Annotated in this window: 19 protein-coding genes; 14 read left to right on the top strand and 5 right to left on the bottom strand. The window is 61.0% G+C overall.

Annotated elements, in window-relative coordinates:
- Nucleotides 1-103 precede the first annotated feature (103 nt).
- Nucleotides 104-1,141 (top strand): LacI family DNA-binding transcriptional regulator, encoded by a 1,038-nt coding sequence (locus QLG12_RS26295; RefSeq protein ID WP_282475493.1) that lies wholly within the window; start codon nucleotides 104-106, stop codon nucleotides 1,139-1,141.
- Between the two features lie 22 nt (nucleotides 1,142-1,163).
- Here the strand turns inward: QLG12_RS26295 and QLG12_RS26290 are convergent, their stop codons facing one another.
- Nucleotides 1,164-1,565: a type II toxin-antitoxin system HicB family antitoxin gene (locus QLG12_RS26290; protein ID WP_065261166.1), complete on the bottom strand. Its 402-nt coding sequence runs from the start codon at nucleotides 1,563-1,565 to the stop codon at nucleotides 1,164-1,166.
- A gap of 59 nt (nucleotides 1,566-1,624) precedes the next feature.
- A complete protein-coding gene (locus QLG12_RS26285; RefSeq protein ID WP_065261145.1) occupies nucleotides 1,625-1,807 on the bottom strand; it encodes a type II toxin-antitoxin system HicA family toxin in 183 nt (60 codons plus the stop codon).
- Nucleotides 1,808-2,072: 265 nt separating this feature from the next.
- Here QLG12_RS26285 and QLG12_RS26280 point away from each other — a divergent pair, with 265 nt between their 5' ends.
- Nucleotides 2,073-2,333: a hypothetical protein gene (locus QLG12_RS26280; RefSeq protein ID WP_007952727.1), complete on the top strand. Its 261-nt coding sequence runs from the start codon at nucleotides 2,073-2,075 to the stop codon at nucleotides 2,331-2,333.
- Between the two features lie 23 nt (nucleotides 2,334-2,356).
- Here the strand turns inward: QLG12_RS26280 and betT are convergent, their stop codons facing one another.
- Nucleotides 2,357-4,318: a choline BCCT transporter BetT gene (gene betT, locus QLG12_RS26275; RefSeq protein ID WP_197870331.1), complete on the bottom strand. Its 1,962-nt coding sequence runs from the start codon at nucleotides 4,316-4,318 to the stop codon at nucleotides 2,357-2,359.
- Between the two features lie 288 nt (nucleotides 4,319-4,606).
- Entirely contained in the window at nucleotides 4,607-5,533 is a 927-nt protein-coding gene (gene epsC, locus QLG12_RS26270) for a serine O-acetyltransferase EpsC (RefSeq protein WP_064382732.1), read from the bottom strand.
- Nucleotides 5,534-5,723: 190 nt separating this feature from the next.
- On the opposite strand from epsC, the gene QLG12_RS26265 reads away from it, so the two are divergent.
- The 11 genes from QLG12_RS26265 (at nucleotide 5,724) to QLG12_RS26215 (ending at nucleotide 17,203) form a co-directional block, all read left to right on the top strand.
- On the top strand, nucleotides 5,724-6,728 hold the full coding sequence (locus QLG12_RS26265; RefSeq protein WP_197870141.1) for a D-cysteine desulfhydrase: 1,005 nt from the start codon (nucleotides 5,724-5,726) through the stop codon (nucleotides 6,726-6,728).
- A 245-nt stretch (nucleotides 6,729-6,973) separates the two neighbouring features.
- Nucleotides 6,974-7,774 carry a cystine ABC transporter substrate-binding protein gene (gene tcyJ / locus QLG12_RS26260; protein WP_197870142.1) on the top strand — a complete coding sequence of 267 codons (801 nt, stop codon included), beginning with the start codon at nucleotides 6,974-6,976 and terminating at the stop codon, nucleotides 7,772-7,774.
- Nucleotides 7,774-8,439: a cystine ABC transporter permease gene (tcyL, locus tag QLG12_RS26255; protein WP_011331947.1), complete on the top strand. Its 666-nt coding sequence runs from the start codon at nucleotides 7,774-7,776 to the stop codon at nucleotides 8,437-8,439. Before tcyJ ends, tcyL begins: the two co-directional genes overlap by 1 nt.
- 4 nt (nucleotides 8,440-8,443) lie before the next feature.
- Nucleotides 8,444-9,193: an L-cystine ABC transporter ATP-binding protein TcyN gene (gene tcyN / locus QLG12_RS26250; RefSeq protein WP_197870143.1), complete on the top strand. Its 750-nt coding sequence runs from the start codon at nucleotides 8,444-8,446 to the stop codon at nucleotides 9,191-9,193.
- 457 nt (nucleotides 9,194-9,650) lie between these two features.
- Complete coding sequence (locus QLG12_RS26245) at nucleotides 9,651-10,415, top strand: hypothetical protein (protein ID WP_282475492.1); 765 nt, start codon at nucleotides 9,651-9,653, stop codon at nucleotides 10,413-10,415.
- A 266-nt stretch (nucleotides 10,416-10,681) separates the two neighbouring features.
- Nucleotides 10,682-11,923: an SfnB family sulfur acquisition oxidoreductase gene (locus QLG12_RS26240; protein WP_282475491.1), complete on the top strand. Its 1,242-nt coding sequence runs from the start codon at nucleotides 10,682-10,684 to the stop codon at nucleotides 11,921-11,923.
- Nucleotides 11,924-11,961: 38 nt separating this feature from the next.
- A complete protein-coding gene (locus QLG12_RS26235) occupies nucleotides 11,962-13,155 on the top strand; it encodes an SfnB family sulfur acquisition oxidoreductase (protein WP_282475490.1) in 1,194 nt (397 codons plus the stop codon).
- The gene (locus tag QLG12_RS26230; RefSeq protein WP_282475489.1) at nucleotides 13,155-14,507 is read left to right on the top strand and encodes an LLM class flavin-dependent oxidoreductase; all 1,353 of its coding nucleotides are present in this window, start codon (nucleotides 13,155-13,157) and stop codon (nucleotides 14,505-14,507) included. The genes QLG12_RS26235 and QLG12_RS26230 overlap by 1 nt, the downstream gene beginning before the upstream one ends.
- Before the next feature lie 125 nt (nucleotides 14,508-14,632).
- Nucleotides 14,633-15,442, top strand: a complete 810-nt coding sequence (locus QLG12_RS26225) for a MetQ/NlpA family ABC transporter substrate-binding protein (protein WP_102687484.1) — start codon at nucleotides 14,633-14,635, stop codon at nucleotides 15,440-15,442.
- Nucleotides 15,443-15,444: 2 nt separating this feature from the next.
- Nucleotides 15,445-16,569, top strand: coding sequence for an ATP-binding cassette domain-containing protein (locus tag QLG12_RS26220; protein ID WP_282475488.1), 1,125 nt, complete (start codon nucleotides 15,445-15,447; stop codon nucleotides 16,567-16,569).
- On the top strand, nucleotides 16,559-17,203 hold the full coding sequence (locus QLG12_RS26215) for a methionine ABC transporter permease (protein ID WP_197870164.1): 645 nt from the start codon (nucleotides 16,559-16,561) through the stop codon (nucleotides 17,201-17,203). The genes QLG12_RS26220 and QLG12_RS26215 overlap by 11 nt, the downstream gene beginning before the upstream one ends.
- Before the next feature lie 5 nt (nucleotides 17,204-17,208).
- Here QLG12_RS26215 and QLG12_RS26210 read toward each other — a convergent pair whose 3' ends face one another.
- A complete protein-coding gene (locus tag QLG12_RS26210) occupies nucleotides 17,209-18,627 on the bottom strand; it encodes a hypothetical protein (RefSeq protein WP_282475487.1) in 1,419 nt (472 codons plus the stop codon).
- A gap of 182 nt (nucleotides 18,628-18,809) precedes the next feature.
- Here QLG12_RS26210 and QLG12_RS26205 point away from each other — a divergent pair, with 182 nt between their 5' ends.
- Nucleotides 18,810-19,439 carry a class I SAM-dependent methyltransferase gene (locus QLG12_RS26205; protein WP_236193020.1) on the top strand — a complete coding sequence of 210 codons (630 nt, stop codon included), beginning with the start codon at nucleotides 18,810-18,812 and terminating at the stop codon, nucleotides 19,437-19,439.
- Nucleotides 19,440-19,455: the final 16 nt, after the last annotated feature.

The following is a 19,455-nucleotide window of genomic DNA, read 5'->3' as shown; positions in this document are numbered from 1 at the left end:
ATTGTTAGCGCTAACATCGCCAGTATTGGCAAGCCGCACATAGACCGTCCAATACTGAAAAATTACTTTTATATGCGTTTTGGTTTTTAAGAAGGATCGAGCCTTGAGCGAAGAAAAGCCCCGCAAACGCCGTGGCGCCGGTCGCGTGACCCTCAACGCGGTGGCGCGCCAGGCCGGTGTTTCGGCGATCACCGTGTCGCGCTATTTCAACCAGCCGGAACAGGTCTCGCCCGAGCGTCGCGAACGGATCGCGGCGGTGGTCGCCGAACTGGGTTATGTGCCGAACCTGGTGGCCGGCGGACTCGCCTCTGCACGGGGGAAAATCGTCGGCATGGTGATCCCGAATATTTCCGGGCCGATCTTTGCCAACACCATTCAGGGCTTCAGCGACACCCTCAGCCGTCACGGTTATCAGCTGTTGCTGGCCTCGAGTTACTTCAGCACCGAGCAGGAAGAAAACGCCGTGCGGGCGTTCCTCGGCTGGTCGCCGGCGGCGCTGGTGGTCACCAGTCACTTCCACAGCGTGGGCACGGAAAAGATGCTCGCCGAAGCGGATATTCCGGTGATCGAAACCTGGGATTACCAGCCGGATCGCGAACCGATGCAGATCGGCTTTTCGCACTTTGAAGTGGGGGTCAGTGCCGCTCGTTATCTGCATGACAAAGGCTATCGGCGAATCGCCTTCGTGCAGAACAGCGCCCCCGGCGACTTCAGCGCACTGGAGCGCCGCGACGGTTATGCGGCGACCGTGCGTGAGTCAGGACTTGAACCCTGGGTATTCGCACCCGCCGCCGATCGCGCCCCGTTCGAGGCCGGCAAGCAAGCGATGCAAGCGCTGATGAACGCCTCACCCCGTCCGGACGCCATCATCTTCGCCAACGACAACCTCGCCGCCGGCGGCCTGCTCGCCGGGCAACGCGCCGGCCTCAAGATCCCCGAAGACTGCGCCGTCCTCGGCTTCGGCGACTACCCGTTCGCCGAGATGCTGCTGCCGAGCCTGAGCACGATCAAACCTCCGGCGCTGGAGATCGGCGTACTGGCGGCGACGCGGGTGCTGGAAAGCCTGGGCGTGTTGCCGAGCGATGAGGTGCAGCGGTTGAATCTGCTGAAGTGCACGGTTATTGAGCGGGAAAGTACCTGACCCAAAACTCTGTAAATCGGCCTTATGCCGACAACTCGCGCAAGGCAGCAGCGGCCAAAAATCCGGAGCGGGAACTGTAGCGCTGGTCACGCCGAACCGTCTGATCGATACGCTCCAGCAACTGCTCCGGCAGCGTAGCGTTGAAGCGCACCGACTTGCCGAAATAGGGAGTGATATCAAACTCGACCACACCCCAGATACCGCCAGCGTAATCCGGATTCTCCAGATGGGCATCAATGTCCTGGATCCGAGGCAACGGCGCGCCATCAGCGACCAAGCCCTCATAGTGCAAGGCCAGTGCCTCCTGAGTGTTGTCAAAAGCTTCGGCTACCGTAGTGCCTGCGGAGAAGCACCCCGGTACATCCGGGATAATCACTCCGTAGTCTGAGTCGGCATCCTTGTGCAGAACGACCGGGAATTTCATGTAAGTGAGTCCTTCCTCTGACATGTCCATAAACGGACTTTCATTTCCAATCACGGGCTTCATTTCAAACCCGCCTGTTTCAAGATGCTGTTGATCGTACCCTTGGGAAGATCCGAATCCGGATGCTTGATCGTCACCCTCCCTGGCTTGCCCGGATGTTTGTATTGGTGATGACTGCCTTTGACGGCGACCAGATACCAGCCATCCTCCTCGATCATCCTGATCATTTCCCGACTACGCATTTCCTTCGTCCTGTTCGACAGCAAGAGCTGCGTACTTTAGGAGCTGGATGCTGCGCCAAATACACACCATACACACTTGGACAAATATTAGCCTACCAGGCAGACACGTGTTTAATGGCCAGATCGGCGGTGAGCGCGCCTGGCACGCGGCCCACATAGACAGATAGATACGTGCCGAGATGTGTCGAACGACATGAGGCTGACAGCTGGCCTATGCTCAACATGAGCAAAGCCAGGACGACTCATTCACAGGCAGATCCCGACCATGCACACCGCAATCATCATCTTCTTCGGCCTGATCCTGCTGGCATTGATGTTCTACATCGGCGAGCGCATCGGCTTCAGTCGGCAGACGCTGGCCTACGGCTTCGCGGCTTTGTGGCTGGCGTTGACGGTGATCAATGGTGCGGTCGGCGTGGTGCACGCCGGGCAGCCGTTGGGGTCGGAGATCGCGATCGGCAGCGCCGTGTATGGCGTGCCGCTGGCGGCGATGGTGTTGTTCATGGTGCTGAGCGCCGAGACCTGAATCGTCCCGGCGCCCTGCCCCGATCAACGCACCAGATGCAGGAACTGCATGTGCCGTTCGTACTGGTCGAGGATGTCGTTGATGATCTGCTCTTTGGTGTAACCGACCAGATCGTAGTCCTGACTGCCCTCGCTCAAGTGCACTTCAGCGCGGTAGTAGCGGCGATTGTTGAGCTGCTTGGAACCCATGCCACCACGGGCGAACGACGGCGTGAAGTAGCCGCGCATCTGCACCTGATAGATGAACGGATGCTGTTCACCGTGACCGATTTCCAGGCTGACGCTGTCGTGCGCCGGATCCGGTTGGGTGACCACGTTCAGGCCTTTCTCGGCGAACACGGCCGTCACTTCTTCGATGGCCGGCTTCACCGTGGTGTCCATGAAGCGGTACACCTCGTCCCGCGACGGGAAGTGCACGGCCTGACTCAGGCGCTGTCGCCAACCACCCTTGCCACGCCGTGAACCGGAGACCGGCGCCAGCGAATGCAGTTGCGCGATCTGCTTCTGCGACTCCAGATAGAACGCCTTGTGCAGGCCCCACATCATCAGCAGCAGAATCATCGAGAACGGCAGCGAGGTCAGCACCACCGCCGACTTCAGCGCATCGATACTGCCGGAGAACAGCAGCGCGCTGGTCACCAGCGCGGTCATCGCGCCCCAGAACACCCGCAGCCATTTCGGCCCGTCTTCATCCGGGTTGCCGCCCTTGGCCGACAAGGTCGAGAGCACCACGGTGCCGGAGTCGGCGGAGGTGACAAAGAACACGAAGCTGATGAACACCGTCACCGCGATGACGGTCTTGCTCCACGGATAGGTTTCCAGCAGCAGGTAGAGGGTCATCGACGGGTTGTCGAGGGCCGACATGCCCAGCGCCGACATACCGTGGTTGAGCACTTGGTCGATGGCGCTGTTACCGAAGATCGACATCCACGCCAGGGTGAAACCGAGTGGAATCAGCAGCACACCGAAGACGAATTCGCGGATGGTCCGGCCACGGGAAATCCGTGCGATGAACAGGCCCACGAACGGCGACCATGCGATCCACCAGGCCCAGTAGAACACCGTCCAGCCGCCGAGCCAGTCGCTCGGTTTGTCGTAGGCGTAGAGGTCGAAACTCTTCATCGGCAAGGCGCCGAGGTAGTCGCCGAGGTTCTGGATCAGGGTGTTGAGCAAATGCTGGGTGGGGCCGGCGAACAACACGAACAGCAGCAGCGCACAGGCCAGCAGCATGTTGATGTCGGACATGACCCGCACGCCTTTATCCACACCGGAGACGGCGACGATGATCGCCGCGCCCATCATCAGCGTGATCAGGCCGACCTGAATCCACTGGGTGTGGGCGATGCCGAACAGATAGTCCAGACCGGAGTTGAGATGGAGCACGCCGAAGCCCATGTCCGCACCGAGGCCGAATACCGTGGCGATGATGCCGAAGCCGTCCACTGCGTAGCCGATGGGGCCGTTGATGCGTTTGCCGATCAGCGGGTACAGCGCCGAACGCAGGGCCAGTGGCAGGTTGTGCCGATAAGCGAAATACGCCAGCGCCATGCCGACAAAGGCGAACACGCCCCAGCCGTGCAGGCCCCAGTGCAGAAACAGAATCTGCATCGCCTGACGCGCCGCCTCCGCCGTGCCGGCCTCGCCTTGCGGCGGCTGGAGCATGTGGGTCAGCGGTTCGGACACGCAGAAGAAAAACAGCGTGATGCTGATCCCGGCGGCGAACAGCATGCCGGCCCAGGACAGGTAACTGAATTCGGGTTCGTCGTGGTCGGCACCGAGTTTGATCTTGCCGTAGCCCGATAACGCGGTGACCACCACGAAGACCAGATACAGGGTCATCGCGAGCATGTAGTACCAGCCGACCGTATTGGCCGCCCAGTTTTGCGCTTCGAGAAGCCAGGCGCCGGCCTGTTCCGGCATGGCGATGACCGTCAGGCCGAACAGCAGGATCACCGTCGCGGCGAACCAGAACACCGGCGGATTCATGCGTACCAGACCGCTGGCGGGGGTGGACGATGCACTCATGAACGGTGCACCTCTAACGACTGGAAAATGGCTGAAATGATCGGACTCAGCAAAGGCAAGCCTCCTGTTGTGAGCGGGCAGCGAACCGCCGGTTTAACTTGAATGAACGTTCAAGTTAAACATGGATAGTACGCTCAGGACTAATCGCAGGGCTCAGCGGTACCTTTCGTACGCTAGCTCAAGAGGGGTTATGACGCTGTGGCGAGGACGATCGTTCCCGCGTTGCGCGGGAACGATCAGACAGAAAAATTACTTCTGCGTCCCGTCATCATGCTGCAGATTGGCCTGGGTCAGGTTGCACCCGGCCGGCACGCTGCGAGTCAGCCACACGTTGCCGCCGATGGTCGAACCTTTGCCGATGGTGATCCGGCCGAGAATCGTCGCACCGGCGTAAATCACCACGTCATCCTCGACGATCGGATGGCGTGGATGGCCTTTCTGCAACTGGCCGTCCTCGTCCGCCGGGAAGCGTTTGGCGCCGAGGGTCACCGCCTGATAAATCCTGACGCGCTCGCCGATGATCGCGGTCTCGCCGATCACCACACCCGTCCCGTGGTCGATGAAGAAGCTGCGGCCGATCTGCGCGCCCGGGTGAATATCGATGCCGGTCGCCGAGTGGGCGATTTCCGAGCTGATCCGCGCCAGCAGCGGCAGGCCTGCACGATACAAATGGTGGGCCAGACGATGGTGAATCACCGCCAGAATCCCCGGATAGCACAACAGCACTTCATCGACGCTGCGCGCCGCCGGGTCGCCGTGGTAGGCGGCCAGCACATCGGTGTCGAGCAGGCTGCGCAGGCCCGGCAGTGCGAGGGCGAAATCCTGGATGATCCGGATGGCTTCGGCCTCGACCTCAGTGTCGGCCTGGGCGCTGTGACGGGCGACGTAACGCAGTTCGAGTCGTGCCTGAGCCAGCAATGCATTCAACGCAACGTCGAGGGTGTGACCGACATAGAAATCCTCGCTCTCTTCACGCAGATCCACCGGTCCCAGTCGCATCGGAAACAGTGCGCCGCACAGGGCTTCAAGGATCTGCGCCATCGCATCGCGGGACGGCAATTCACGCCCGCCCTGCTCGCCGGACGCGCGCCCGTTTTGCGCACGCCACTGATCCCGCGCGGTACGCAGCTGGCTGACGATGGTCTGCAATTGCCAATGGCTGGAACGCTCGCTCACGGTAAAGACTCCTCACGGGCGGCCGGACTGTCTGGCCGCGTCAACGGCGACTACTTTACGGCAACCCCACCGGGGCGAATTAAGAACCGATAGTGCTGGGCTAAGCACATTTGGCTATAAGCGATTGGCAGTTGCCCCGGTAAATCGGCGTGCCTATAGTCCTGACATCTCCTTGCATCAGTACGGAACCATGTCCACACAACCGATCAAACAACAGCTGGACCGCTTTAACCGCCTCGACCTGCTCGGCCAACCGACCCCACTGGAAAAACTCGAGCGCCTGTCCACCTGGCTCGGCCGCGATGTCTACATCAAACGCGATGACCTGACGCCTTTGGCCATGGGCGGCAACAAGCTGCGCAAGCTCGAATACCTCGCCGCCGACGCCCTCGCCCAAGGGGCGGACACCCTGATCACCGCCGGTGCACTGCAATCGAACCACGTTCGCCAGACTGCCGCGCTGGCCGCGAAGCTGGGCCTGGGCTGCGTGGCGCTGCTGGAAAACCCACTGGGCACCGACGACAGCAACTACACCGGCAACGGCAACCGCCTGCTGCTGGACCTGTTCGACACCAAGGTCGAGCTGGTCGATAACCTCGACAACGCCGACGAACAACTGGCCGCCCTTGCCGTGCGCCTGCGCAGCAACGGCAAGAAGCCGTATCTGGTGCCGATCGGTGGCTCCAACGCCCTCGGTGCGCTGGGTTATGTGCGCGCCGGTCTGGAGCTGGCAGAGCAGATCAAGGACACCGGCCTGCAATTTTCCGCCGTGGTTCTGGCCTCGGGCAGTGCCGGCACTCACAGCGGTCTGGCGCTGGCCTTGAGCGAAGCCCTGCCGCAACTGCCGGTGATTGGCGTGACGGTATCGCGCAGCGAAGAAGATCAGCGTCCGAAAGTCCAGGGCCTCGCCGAACGCACCGCCGACCTGCTGGGCGTGGCACTGCCGGACAGTTTCAAGGTCGAGTTGTGGGACGAATACTTCGGCCCGCGCTATGGCGAGCCGAATGCCGGGACCCTGTCGGCGGTGAAGCTGCTGGCCAACCAGGACGCCGTGCTGCTCGATCCGGTCTACACCGGCAAGGCCATGGCCGGATTGCTCGACGGTATCGGTCGCGGGCGTTTCGACGACGGCCCGATCATCTTCCTGCACACCGGCGGCGCTCCGGCGTTGTTCGCGTACAAGGATTTTCTCTGATGCGCTCGCTCCCACGCTCTGCGTGGGAACACAGCCCGGAATACGAAAAACACATATTCCGCAGATGAATAACAAATGGAAAATTCATTATTTTCCATTCTAAAAGAACCACCCTATAGTCTCGCCGCAGGCGAATTTCGCGAGAGACGCATAAGCTGCTTTAAGGCAGGATAGCGCTGTCGTCCAATTCCCGGATTCGCCAACTTTCCTTAAGCGTCTTCCATAAGAAAACACAGGGGCTTGTCATGATTCTTTCCGCACTACGTCGAAATCTGCTGGTAGGTTCGCTGGGCCTGGCACTGAGCGCCGGTCTGATCAGCAGCGCCGTTGCCGGTGAGCAACTGCAACAGATCAAGGACAAAGGCGTTATCAACGTCGGCCTGGAAGGCACTTACCCACCGTTCAGCTTCGTCGATGCCGACGGCAAGCTGTCGGGTTTCGAAGTCGAACTGTCCGAAGCCCTGGCCAAGAAGCTGGGCGTGAAGGCCAAGATTCAGCCGACCAAATGGGACGGCATCCTCGCGGCCCTGGAATCCAAGCGTCTGGACGTGGTGGTCAATCAGGTGACCATCTCCGAAGAGCGTAAGAAGAAGTACGACTTCTCCGAGCCGTACACCGTTTCCGGGATTCAGGCACTGGTACTGAAAGACAAGGCCGCCGCGCTGAACATCAAATCCGCCGCCGACCTGTCCGGCAAAAAAGTCGGCGTCGGTCTGGGCACCAACTATGAACAGTGGGTCCGCGCCAACGTGCCGGGTGCCGACGTGCGCACCTACGACGATGATCCGACCAAGTTCGCCGACCTGAACAACGGCCGTACCGACGCGATCCTGATCGACCGACTGGCTGCACTGGAATACGCCCAGAAAGCGCCAAAAACCGTCGCTGCCGGTGAAGCATTCTCCCGTCAGGAAGCCGGTGTGGCCCTGCGCAAAGGCGAACCTGAACTGCTGGCCGCCGTGAACAAGGCCCTCGACGAACTGCGTGCCGACGGCACCCTTGAGAAGCTGTCCAAGAAATACTTCAACGCTGACGTCACCCAATAATGGAAGAAGCTTTCCAACTCGCTCTGGACTCCGCGCCCTTCCTGTTGAAGGGCGCGTACTACACGGTAATCCTCAGCCTCGGCGGCATGTTTTTCGGCCTGCTGCTGGGCTTTGGCCTGGCGTTGATGCGCCTGTCGCGGTTCAAGTCGGTCAGCTGGCTGGCCCGCATCTACGTGTCGTTCTTTCGCGGCACCCCGTTGCTGGTGCAACTGTTCGTGATCTATTACGGCTTGCCGCAATTGGGCATGGAACTCGACCCGCTGCCGGCGGCGCTGATCGGCTTCTCGCTGAACATGGCCGCCTACGCCTGTGAAATCCTGCGTGCCGCGATCGGTTCGATCGAGCGCGGCCAGTGGGAAGCCGCTGCGAGCATCGGCATGACCCGCGCGCAGACCCTGCGCCGGGCCATCCTGCCGCAGGCGATGCGCACGGCGTTGCCGCCGCTGGGCAACAGCTTCATTTCGCTGGTCAAGGACACCGCACTGGCCGCCACCATTCAGGTGCCGGAGCTGTTCCGTCAGGCACAGCTGATTACCGCCCGGACTTTCGAAGTCTTCACCATGTATCTTGCCGCCGCGCTGATCTACTGGATTCTGGCCACGGTGCTGTCGCACTTCCAGAACAAGTTGGAAGAGCGGGTCAATCGGCACGACCAGGAGTCCTGACCCCATGATTGTCGTGGAAAAACTGACAAAGCAGTTCAAGGGTCAAGTCGTGCTCAACGGCATTGATCTGGAGGTGAAGGAAGGCGAGGTCGTGGCAATCATCGGCCCCAGCGGCTCGGGCAAGACCACGTTCCTGCGCTGCCTGAACTTCCTTGAGGAACCCACCAGCGGCCGGATCAAGGTCGGCGAGATCGAGATCGATACCGGTCGCCCGCTGAACCAGCAGCAGAGCCTGGTGCGCAACCTGCGCCAGCACGTGGGCTTCGTGTTCCAGAACTTCAACCTGTTCCCCCACCGCACCGCCCTGGAAAACGTCATCGAAGGCCCGATCGTGGTCAAGAAGACGCCTCGCGATGCAGCCATTGCCCTGGGCAAGAAGCTGCTGGCCAAGGTTGGCCTGGCGGGCAAGGAAGACGCCTACCCACGGCGCCTGTCCGGTGGCCAGCAACAGCGCGTGGCGATTGCCCGGGCGCTGGCGATGGAGCCGGAAGTGATCCTGTTCGACGAGCCGACCTCGGCCCTCGATCCGGAACTGGTGGGTGAAGTGCTGGCGACCATCCGCGGCCTCGCCGAGGAGAAACGCACCATGGTGATCGTCACCCACGAAATGGCATTCGCCCGTGACGTAGCCAACCGCGTGGTGTTTTTCGATAAAGGCGTGATCGTCGAACAAGGTGAAGCGAAAGCGTTGTTCGCCAATCCGAAAGAAGAACGCACTCGACAGTTCCTCAGCAAGTTCAGAAACAACGGCTGATCCGCAAACTTTCCTGAATACAAACTTCCATGGATGGAAGTTATGTTTAAACATTCCACGACACCAACTCAATCAAACAATTGCGCTATTTATCCATGTCCTGCAACACACTGGACATGATTGAATTGCGCCCTCTCACTCGTCCTCCTTTGCGCAGTTCAATAGCCGCCACAGCCGGTAAAGCCCGGAAAAAACGTGGCTTAATTCGCCGTTCCAGATAGGTAGAGTGCCTTATCGACGTAGGAGCATTCTGATAAGTCCGTAATTCTGCAATTAACTAACGGCATCCATTGACATGCCTTTCAGTGAACTTTTATCTAGTCACTCATCGCAAGCCGCTACATCAAAAAGACCCTATAACGATTGGCCGAAAGTACTGGTTTTTATTACCGGGCAATTCTGGTCATTTGAACTTTCAGAAACGGATTTCGCTGCAAGGCTTCAAGGAGAGGATTTCATGACCCGCACTTCGCTTATCCCCGAACTGACCGCGCCGAGCGTGGCGCCCTCGCAAAACAACGGCATCAATCTCGCAGCAGCGGCGCATTTGCTGGTCGATGTGCCGCCCTACCCGGACATGGACACCGGCGATCTGATCGAACTGTTCTGGAACAACTGCTATGTCGCCTCTCACCTGCTGACAGCGCAAGACCTATCAGCCCCGGTGAGTCTGCGGGTGCCCGAGAGCTTTATCGTCAGCGGCTCATCACGCATTCACTACCGGGTCATGCGGGTGGGTCACGGGCCATCGCTGTCGGCGGCGGCGCGCGTCACGGTGAAACTCGACTGCCCCGGCGGGCAGCCCCCCGCGGTGTGTGGTGACGAAAACCAGCAACTGGCCCCTGTGACCCTGCCCGAGACCATTCGCCGTCAGGGGGTCAACGCGAACCAGATCAAGCGTGGCGTACCACTGACCATCGAGCCGTACCTGAACATGGCTGAAGGCGATGCCATCACCCTGCGCTGGGGCGATGTGCGGATGGACCTGGCGCGCATCACCCCGGCCGATGTCGGCCAGCCGATTCAGGTCTGGGTGCCGCCGGCGATCATCACCGAGGCCGGCGAAGACCTGCGGCTGGATGTGACCTACTGCATCCTCGACCGGGTCGGCAACAACTCGCGCTGGGCGCCGCCGCGAACGCTGAAGATCGGTTGTGTGAATCCCTACCTCAAGGTGCCGCTCAAGGAAACGCTGAAGGCAGCAGAGCCGCAAAAAAAATGAGCATCGACGGCCGGTGAGGGACGACTTCCCTCGCCGCCGCACGCTTAACCAGACGGACCACGCCCCCTTCTATACATATTCCTAAAAGTTAGTTTATTTAAATTTTATACGCGCTTAGGGTATATGAACCGGACCACCGGACATTCTTTCGTTCGCCGCACTTTTGCGGCGTTTTTCATGAGATGTGAGGTAGGTAACATGGTCCGGAACACAATCACCCCAGTGCAGATCGCCAGGGCATTGCGTGCAGCCAGGGAGCGGCACTGATGTCCAGTCTGGCAGACGCAAACGTCCAGAGTGACCTGGACATCGCCCCGTTGTTGTTGCCCGCACAAGTGCTGCGCAACGACGCTCAAGCCATCAAGGCCGCCCATGAGTTGGCGCAGGTCGCCCGCGTGCAGGCCGCCAAACGTGATCGCCAGCGCAAGCTGCCATGGTCGGAAATCGAACAGTTCACCCGCAGCGGCCTCGGCAGCATCGCGATTCCGCGCGAGTACGGTGGCCCGCAGGTTTCCTTCGTCACCCTGGCCGAAGTGTTCGCGATCATTTCCGCAGCCGACCCGGCATTGGGGCAGATCCCGCAGAACCAGTTCGGCATCATCAACCTGATCCTCGGCAGCGCCACCGAACCGCAGAAAAAACATTTGCTACAGAGCGTGCTCGAAGGCTGGCGCATCGGTAATGCCGGGCCGGAGCGTGGCACCAGGAACACCCTGGAATTGAAAGCGCGCATCACCGCCGACGGCGATGACTACGTGATCAATGGCCAAAAGTTCTATTCCACTGGCGCCCTGTTCGCCCACTGGGTCGCGGTCAAGGCGCTGAACGATGACGGCAAACAAGTCCTGGCCTTCGTCCGTCGGGGCACACCGGGCCTGCGCATCGTCGACGACTGGTCCGGTTTCGGCCAGCGCACCACCGCCAGCGGCACGATCCTGTTGAACAACGTGCGGGTCGATGCTGGCCTCGTGGTGGACAACTGGAAGATCAACGAAAAGCCCAACACCCAGGGCGCGATGTCGCAGCTGATTCAGGCCGCGATCGACGCCGGCATCGCCCGTGGCGCCATCGATGACGCCATCGAGTTCGTCAAGACTCGCGCCCGGCCGTGGATCGACGCCAACGTCGAGCGCGCCAGCGATGACCTCTACGTCATCGCCGACATCGGCAAACTGAAAATTGAACTGCACGCCGCCGAAGCGCTGCTGCGCAAGGCCGGTCAGGTGCTGGATCAGGTGCACGCCGCGCCACTGACCGCCGAGTCCGCCGCCCGCGCCTCGATTGCCGTGGCCGAAGCCAAGGTGCTGACCACCGAGATCTCGCTGCTGGCCAGCGAAAAACTCTTCGAACTGGCCGGCAGCCGCGCGACCCTCGCCGAATTCAACCTCGACCGTCACTGGCGCAACGCCCGGGTGCACACCCTGCACGACCCGGTGCGCTGGAAGTACCACGCGGTCGGCGCTTATCGCCTCAACGGCAAGTTGCCGGCTCGCCATTCCTGGATCTGACGACCCGAACACTTTTGACCAGATCTCTGGAGAAATACATGACTTTTTCCCATCCCGTCGCGCTCATCACCAGCGACGAGCAAGCCCTGATCGTCGCCAGCGACCTGGCCGAAGATTTCCAGCGCGACAGCAACCTGCGCGACCGCGAACGCCGCCTGCCGCTGCCGGAACTCGACGTGTTTTCCCGCTCCGGCCTGTGGGGCATCAGCGTGCCCAAGGAGTACGGCGGCGCCGGCGTGTCCAACGTGACCCTGGCCAGAGTCATCGCTTTGATCGCCAAGGCCGATGGCTCGCTCGGGCAGATTCCACAGAACCATTTTTATGCCCTGGAAGTGCTTCGGGTGAACGGCAGCCACGAGCAGAAACAACGTCTGTACGCCGAAGTTCTCGCCGGCCAGCGCTTCGGCAATGCCCTGGCAGAACTGGGCACCAGGACCGCCCACGACCGTGTCACCAGCCTCAAGCGCGACGGCAGCGGTTATCGCATCAACGGTCGCAAGTTCTATGCGACCGGCGCCATTTACGCCCAACGGATTCCAACGTCCGTGGTCGATGAAAACGGCGTGCAGCAACTGGCCTTCGTCCCGCGCGACAGCAAAGGCCTGACCGTGATCGACGACTGGAGCGGCTTCGGCCAGCGCACCACCGGCAGCGGTTCGGTGGTGTTCGAAGACGTGTATGTCGCCGCCGAAGATGTCATCCCGTTCCAGAGCGCTTTCGAGCGCCCGACCCCGGTCGGCCCGTTGGCGCAGATCCTTCACGCCGCCATCGACACCGGCATCGCCCGCGCCGCTTACGAAGACGCGTTGCACTTCGTGCGCAGCAAGACCCGTCCATGGATCGATTCGGGCAACGACAAAGCCACCGAAGACCCGCTGACCCTCAAGAGCTTCGGCCACTTGAGCATTCGCCTGCACGCCACCGAAGCCCTGCTCGAACGTGCCGGCGAATTTCTCGACGCCGCCCAGGCCGAGACTAACGCCGAGACCGTTGCGGCGGCCTCGATTGCCGTCGCTGAAGCACGGGCAATCAGCACCGAAATCTCCCTGGTCGCCGGCAGCACTCTGTTCGAACTGGCCGGCAGCCAGGCCACCCTGATCGAACACGGCCTAGACCGTCACTGGCGCAACGCCCGGGTTCACACCCTGCACGACCCGGTGCGCTGGAAGTACCACGCGGTGGGCAATTACTACCTCAACGATGAAAACCCGCCGCTGCGAGGGACCATCTGATGAGCAAGAAAAAGATCCTGCTCAATGCGTTCAACATGAACTGCATCGGCCACATCAACCACGGGTTGTGGACCCATCCACGCGACACCTCGACCCGGTACAAGACCCTCGAATACTGGACCGAACTGGCACAGTTGCTGGAGCGCGGGCTGTTCGACGGGCTTTTCATCGCCGACATCGTCGGCGTGTACGACGTCTATCAGAACTCGGTGGACGTCACGCTGAAAGAGTCGATCCAGCTGCCGGTCAACGACCCGCTGCTGCTGGTGTCGGCGATGTCCGCGGTGACCAAAAACCTCGGTTTCGGCCTGACCGCCAACCTCACCTACGAGCCGCCGTATCTGTTCGCCCGACGCATGTCGACCCTCGATCACCTGAGCCGTGGACGGGTGGGCTGGAACATCGTCACCGGCTATCTGGACAGCGCCGCCAAGGCCATGGGCCTGAGCGAACAGGTCGAGCACGACCGGCGTTACGACCAGGCCGACGAGTACCTCGAAGTGCTCTACAAACTCTGGGAAGGCAGCTGGGAAAACGGCGCGGTACTCAACGATCCGCAGCAGCGGATCTACGCGCAGCCAGACAAGGTGCACAAGGTCGAACACAAGGGCGAGTTCTACCAGGTCGAGGGTTATCACCTGTGCGAACCGTCACCGCAGCGCACGCCAGTGCTGTTTCAGGCCGGCAGTTCGGATCGTGGTCTGCTGTTCGCCGGGCGCCATGCCGAGTGCGTGTTCATCAGTGGCCAGAACAAACCATCAACCAAAGTGCAGGTGGACAAGGTCCGTGCCAGCGCCGTCGAAGCCGGGCGCAATCCCGAGGACATCAAGGTGTTCATGGGCCTCAACGTGATCGTCGGCGAGACCGAGGAAGCGGCCTGGGCCAAGCACGCCGAATACCTGAGCTACGCCAGCGCCGAAGCGGGCGTGGCGCATTTTTCGGCCTCCACCGGGATCGATTTTTCCCAGTACGAAATCGACGAGCCGATCCAGTACGTGAAGAGCAACGCGATCCAGTCCGCCACCAAGAACTTGCAGAACAACGACTGGACCCGGCGCAAGTTGCTCGACCAGCACGCCCTCGGCGGGCGCTACATCACCGTGGTCGGTTCGCCGCAGCAAGTGGCGGATGAACTGGAATCGTGGATCGCCGAAACCGGCCTCGACGGCTTCAACCTGACCCGCATCGTCACCCCGGAAAGCTATGTGGATTTCATCGATCTGGTGATTCCGGAACTGCAACGGCGCGGCTCGTACAAGACCGCATACGACAGCGGCAGCCTGCGGGAAAAACTGTTTCACGGCGAAGCGCACCTGCCGCAGCAACACACCGGCTCTTCATACCGCCGCTAAAAGCATCGCTGGCAAGCCAGCTCCCACAGGTTGCGTGAACACCACACCTCCTCGTGAGAGCTGGCTTGCCAGCGATGAGGCCCAACCAGACAACACAAACCTTATGTACTGACTGGAAAACCACCATGACCAAGAAAATCCTGTCCCACCCAGTCAAAGCACTGGCCCTGGCCTTCGGCCTGTTCAGCTCGGCGGTTTTCGCCGCCGACGCGCCGTTGAAAATCGGCACTACCGCCGCCTTCGCGATCCCACTGGAAGCCGCCGTCGAAGAGGCCTCCAAACAGGGTCTTAAAGTCGAGCTGGTGGAGTTCACCGACTGGATAGCGCCGAACGTCAGCCTCGCCGCCGGTGACATCGACGTGAACTACTTCCAGCACATTCCGTTCCTGGAAAACGCCAAGGCTGCCTCCGGTTTCGACCTGGTGCCATTCGCGCCGGGCATCATCAACAACGTCGGCCTGTACTCGAAGAAATACAAAAGCTTCGACGAACTGCCGGAAGGCGCCAGCGTCGCCATCGCCAACGACCCGATCAACAGCGGACGCGGCCTGCAACTGCTGGCCAAGGCCGGCCTGATCACCCTCAAGCCGGGCGTCGGCTACAAGGCCACCGAAGACGATATCGTCGCCAATCCAAAGAAGATCAAGATCCTGCAGGTCGAAGCGGTACAACTGGTGCGCGCCTACGATGACGCCGATCTGGTGCAGGGCTACCCGGCTTACATCCGTCTGGCGAAGACTTTCGATGCCGGCTCCGCGCTGCTGTTCGACGGTCTCGACCACAAGGAATACGTGATCCAGTTCGTGATCCAGCCGAAGAGCAAGACCGACCCGCGCCTGATCAAGTTCGTCGACATCTACCAGCATTCGCCGGCCGTTCGCGCGGCGCTGGATAAGGCCCACGGCAAGCTGTACCAGGCCGGTTGGGAAAGCTGAGGATGCCTGCGGCCAATCAACGGCGACTGGATCTTCCAGAGCCACCCGCGCTTGCGCAACGCACCGAACTGCATCCGGAACTGAACCGCGCTCATGTGCGTTTCGTCGGGCTCGGCAAAACCTACGACGGCAAACAAGGCCCGGTCGCGGCGCTGCAAGGCATCGACCTGGCGATCCAGCGCGGTGAAGTGTTCGGCATCATCGGCCGCAGCGGCGCCGGCAAGTCGTCGCTGATCCGCACCATCAACCGCCTCGAACAACCGACCTCGGGCCGGGTGCTGATCGATCAGGTGGACATCGGCGAGTACGACGAGGATCGCCTCGTCGCCCTGCGCCGGCGGATCGGCATGATCTTCCAGCACTTCAACCTGATGTCGGCGAAAACGGTGTGGCAGAACGTCGAACTGCCACTGAAAGTCGCTGGCGTCCCGAAGGAACAGAGGGAGAACAAGGTTCGCGAACTGCTTGAGCTGGTGGGCCTGCAAGCCAAGCACAAGGCGTATCCGGCGCAGCTGTCCGGCGGGCAGAAACAGCGGGTCGGCATCGCCCGCGCGCTGGTGCACGACCCGGACATTCTGCTGTGTGATGAAGCCACCTCGGCCCTCGATCCGGAAACCACCCAGTCAATCCTCGGCCTGCTGCGCGAGATCAACAAACGCCTGGGCCTGACCATCGTGCTGATCACCCACGAGATGGCGGTGATCCGGGAAATCTGCGACCGCGTCGTCGTACTGGAACATGGCCGCATCGTCGAGCAGGGCCCGGTCTGGGAAGTGTTCGGTAACCCGCAGCACGGAGTCAGCCAGACCTTGCTCGCACCGTTGCAGCACGCTTTGCCCGAAGAATTGCAGAGCCGTTTGCAGGCACAACCGTCGTCGTCCGATGCGTCAGTTGTGCTGCGTTTGCAGTTCACCGGCAGCCAGCAGGATGAGCCGGATCTGGCCGCGCTGTTCGCCGCACTCGGTGGCCGGGTGAAATTGCTCCAGGGCGGCGTGGAACGGATCCAGGGCCACGCGCTCGGGCAACTGCTGCTGGCGGTCGCTGGCTCACAGCTGAATGCCGAGCAATTGCGTGAGCGAGCCGGGCAATGGGCACAACGCACGGAGGTGCTGGGTTATGTGGTTTGATCGCTTGCTACAGGGTTTCATCGACACGTTCGTGATGGTCGGCGTGTCCTCGCTGATCGCATTGCTGGCGGGTATTCCGATGGCGGTGATTCTGGTCACCAGCGACAAGGGCGGGATCTACGAAGCGCCGGTTCTTAACCGTGCGCTGGGTGCCTTCGTGAACCTGTTTCGTTCGATCCCGTTCCTGATTCTGATGGTCGCGCTGATCCCGTTCACCCGGCTGATCGTCGGCACCACCTACGGCGTGTGGGCAGCCGTCGTGCCGCTGACCATCGCGGCCACACCGTTCTTTGCGCGAATCGCCGAAGTGAGTCTGCGTGAAGTCGACTACGGCCTGATCGAGGCCGCGCAAGCCATGGGCTGCCGACGCTGGCACATCGTCTGGCACGTGCTGTTGCCCGAGGCCCTGCCGGGGATTGTGGGCGGGTTCACCATCACCCTGGTGACGATGATCAACTCATCGGCCATGGCCGGAGCGATTGGCGCCGGCGGTCTGGGTGACATCGCCTATCGCTACGGCTATCAGCGCTTCGACAGCCAAATCATGCTGACCGTCATCGTACTGTTGGTGGCGCTGGTAGCGCTGATTCAGCTGGGTGGAGATCGTCTGGCACGGGGGCTGAACAAGCGCTGAAATCATCAACGGCCCAACAGGCTTTCCAGCAGTTGGCTGTCTGCGACTCTGGCCAGATGCAGAGCCTGCAGACTCATGGCGGCGTAGATAATGCTGTCGGCATTGCTTGAGGCTAGCGATGTCCGAACGGTCGGGTAGGCATTGAACAGGTCGACGGCCGTCTGGACATCCAGCGTCCCTGCCAGCCCCAGAGCCTCTCTGACTCCGGCGGTGAAACGGCTGTGGTCGCTCGTGAACCCATCCAGGTATGCCACCGTCATGCCGCCCTGCATGATGACTTCCGAAACACCGCGCTCGGCCATGTCGTAAACCGGCACCGGACGACTTAGGGCATTTCCCATGCGCGCGTCCAGATAAAAGAAATCCAGCGCGCCCGGCCCAACGCTCTTGAACCGGTTGACCCTGTTCGTGTGCAGCATTTCATGACCCAGAACGGCCGCAAAATCCCCGGTTTGCAGGTGATTGAGACTGATGAATAAACGGCCATGAAAATCGAACTGGTACACCCACGCCCGGCGATCCTGGTCAAACGCCACACCCACGAACTTTTCCACCCCCCATGGCCCCTGATACTCCTTTGACAGCGCCTCGCCTCGCGACAGGCAATCGGCGAACTTCGCCTTGATCAGCGCATGCTGCGTGCCGAAAAATCCCTGAAAAATACCTGCGACCTCGGCGTAGTTCGCCGCGAGCCCATTGCGAGCATCGGAGAATATCTGGTGCGTGGCGTGCAACTCGGTTCGCAGGGTGGCTGCGTGCCGGGATTCAAACTGACTCAGTCCACGGGCAACGATCGTCACGGTGAGAGAGGTTTGACGCTCGAACCGGTCATCCCGGCCTTCATACAGTCGGCCCTGCGCAGCTATTGCATCCCTGCCGATTGAAGGCTTGAGGTCGATAAGCTCGGAATCGGATCGCGCGCTCATGGCGTTGCCGATGTCAGCCAGAATCGACAGTTGTTCGGCTTTCCAGATCATCGTCCGCTGATCAAGAACAAGTCTCGGCCCCGAGGCGGACTGTTCCGACGGGAGCGTCGCACGGTATTCACCCGTTACGACGTCCTGCCGGACCTGCACGATTTCACCCGCAGCGATATCGACAAACTCGCGGCCCTTGAAACGCCTGATGCCCTGGGTATCGGCAGCCGGGAGGCCACGCGGCAGTCTGAGGCGATAATTTTCAAGCGACATCACTACGGACCGGATAGAAGTATTTTCCGCCAGGGGCATCCCGGTAATCGTGACCGCGGCGTCAGCAGAAACCGGCATCGCCGGATCTTTTTCCAGCGCTGGAGAGGTTCGCGCAACCTTGATTGCCGGGGCCTCGATGGAAAGGGTATCGCCAGGCCTTTTACGGGGCCGCGTGGCATCCGGCGCAAAACGGGCAGGTGATGGCGTGACGTGGGGCTTGCGACCGATGACCATAGGAAATCCTGTTTCTGAAGAGGTCCCCCAAGACGGGGCGACATCGCGACAATCATCTGTCGCACAGGCGCTATTTCATCGGTTTCGGGATTGCTCAGTGCGGTACAGGGTTATTGCCTGCGCACCCGCCTGAACCTGTATGGCGTATATTCACCAAACCCGAATGCCACCGCAGTCCGACCATGAAACAGACACCCATCGATCTGGAACAGATCACCTCTACCACCCTCGGCCACTACAACGCGGTGGCCGAGGATTTTCGTGAAGGCACCCGCGATCACGATGTCAGCCAGAACATCGACGCCCTGCTGCGGCACATCCAGGGTGAGGCGCCGTTTTCCCTTCTCGATTTCGGCTGCGGGCCGGGGCGGGACTTACAGACATTTACCCGGATGGGACACGTCGCCGTCGGCCTCGACGGTGCGGAAAAATTCGCGCAGATGGCTCGCGAGGACAGTGGTTGCGAGGTGTGGTGTCAGGACTTTCTGAAACTGGATCTGCCGGACGAACGCTTCGACGGGATCTTCGCCAACGCAGTGCTGTTTCATGTGCCGTTGCAGGAATTGCCCCGAGTCCTGAAACAACTGCACGGGACATTGAAACCGGGCGGCGTGCTGTTCAGCTCCAATCCGCGCGGGGATAACCGCGAAGGCTGGAACGGGCCGCGTTATGGCTCGTATCACGATCTGGAGGCCTGGCGCGGATTGTTGACCGCTGCCGGGTTCGTCGAGCTGGAACATTACTACCGGCCGGCGGGGCTGCCGCGTGAGCAGCAGCCCTGGCTGGCGAGTGTCTGGCGCAAAGCCGTGTAGTTGGCGATGAACGCAA

Source organism: Pseudomonas sp. V88_4, from assembly GCF_029967985.1.
GTDB lineage: Bacteria > Pseudomonadota > Gammaproteobacteria > Pseudomonadales > Pseudomonadaceae > Aquipseudomonas > Aquipseudomonas glycinae.
Note: the sequence above shows the minus strand (reverse complement) of the source record. Positions and strands in the feature narration are given on the sequence as shown.

What these genes read in the sequence shown, in the direction of transcription:
- QLG12_RS26290 (WP_065261166.1), bottom strand. Translation starts at nt 1,565, where the DNA reads ATGAAATTCCCGGTCGTTCTGCACAAGGATGCCGACTCAGACTACGGA.
- QLG12_RS26285 (WP_065261145.1), bottom strand. Translation starts at nt 1,807, where the DNA reads ATGCGTAGTCGGGAAATGATCAGGATGATCGAGGAGGATGGCTGGTAT.
- QLG12_RS26280 (WP_007952727.1), top strand. Translation starts at nt 2,073, where the DNA reads ATGCACACCGCAATCATCATCTTCTTCGGCCTGATCCTGCTGGCATTG.
- betT (WP_197870331.1), bottom strand. Translation starts at nt 4,318, where the DNA reads ATGAATCCGCCGGTGTTCTGGTTCGCCGCGACGGTGATCCTGCTGTTC.
- QLG12_RS26265 (WP_197870141.1), top strand. Translation starts at nt 5,724, where the DNA reads ATGTCCACACAACCGATCAAACAACAGCTGGACCGCTTTAACCGCCTC.
- tcyJ (WP_197870142.1), top strand. Translation starts at nt 6,974, where the DNA reads ATGATTCTTTCCGCACTACGTCGAAATCTGCTGGTAGGTTCGCTGGGC.
- tcyL (WP_011331947.1), top strand. Translation starts at nt 7,774, where the DNA reads ATGGAAGAAGCTTTCCAACTCGCTCTGGACTCCGCGCCCTTCCTGTTG.
- tcyN (WP_197870143.1), top strand. Translation starts at nt 8,444, where the DNA reads ATGATTGTCGTGGAAAAACTGACAAAGCAGTTCAAGGGTCAAGTCGTG.
- QLG12_RS26245 (WP_282475492.1), top strand. Translation starts at nt 9,651, where the DNA reads ATGACCCGCACTTCGCTTATCCCCGAACTGACCGCGCCGAGCGTGGCG.
- QLG12_RS26240 (WP_282475491.1), top strand. Translation starts at nt 10,682, where the DNA reads ATGTCCAGTCTGGCAGACGCAAACGTCCAGAGTGACCTGGACATCGCC.
- QLG12_RS26235 (WP_282475490.1), top strand. Translation starts at nt 11,962, where the DNA reads ATGACTTTTTCCCATCCCGTCGCGCTCATCACCAGCGACGAGCAAGCC.
- QLG12_RS26230 (WP_282475489.1), top strand. Translation starts at nt 13,155, where the DNA reads ATGAGCAAGAAAAAGATCCTGCTCAATGCGTTCAACATGAACTGCATC.
- QLG12_RS26225 (WP_102687484.1), top strand. Translation starts at nt 14,633, where the DNA reads ATGACCAAGAAAATCCTGTCCCACCCAGTCAAAGCACTGGCCCTGGCC.
- QLG12_RS26220 (WP_282475488.1), top strand. Translation starts at nt 15,445, where the DNA reads ATGCCTGCGGCCAATCAACGGCGACTGGATCTTCCAGAGCCACCCGCG.
- QLG12_RS26215 (WP_197870164.1), top strand. Translation starts at nt 16,559, where the DNA reads ATGTGGTTTGATCGCTTGCTACAGGGTTTCATCGACACGTTCGTGATG.
- QLG12_RS26210 (WP_282475487.1), bottom strand. Translation starts at nt 18,627, where the DNA reads ATGGTCATCGGTCGCAAGCCCCACGTCACGCCATCACCTGCCCGTTTT.
- QLG12_RS26205 (WP_236193020.1), top strand. Translation starts at nt 18,810, where the DNA reads ATGAAACAGACACCCATCGATCTGGAACAGATCACCTCTACCACCCTC.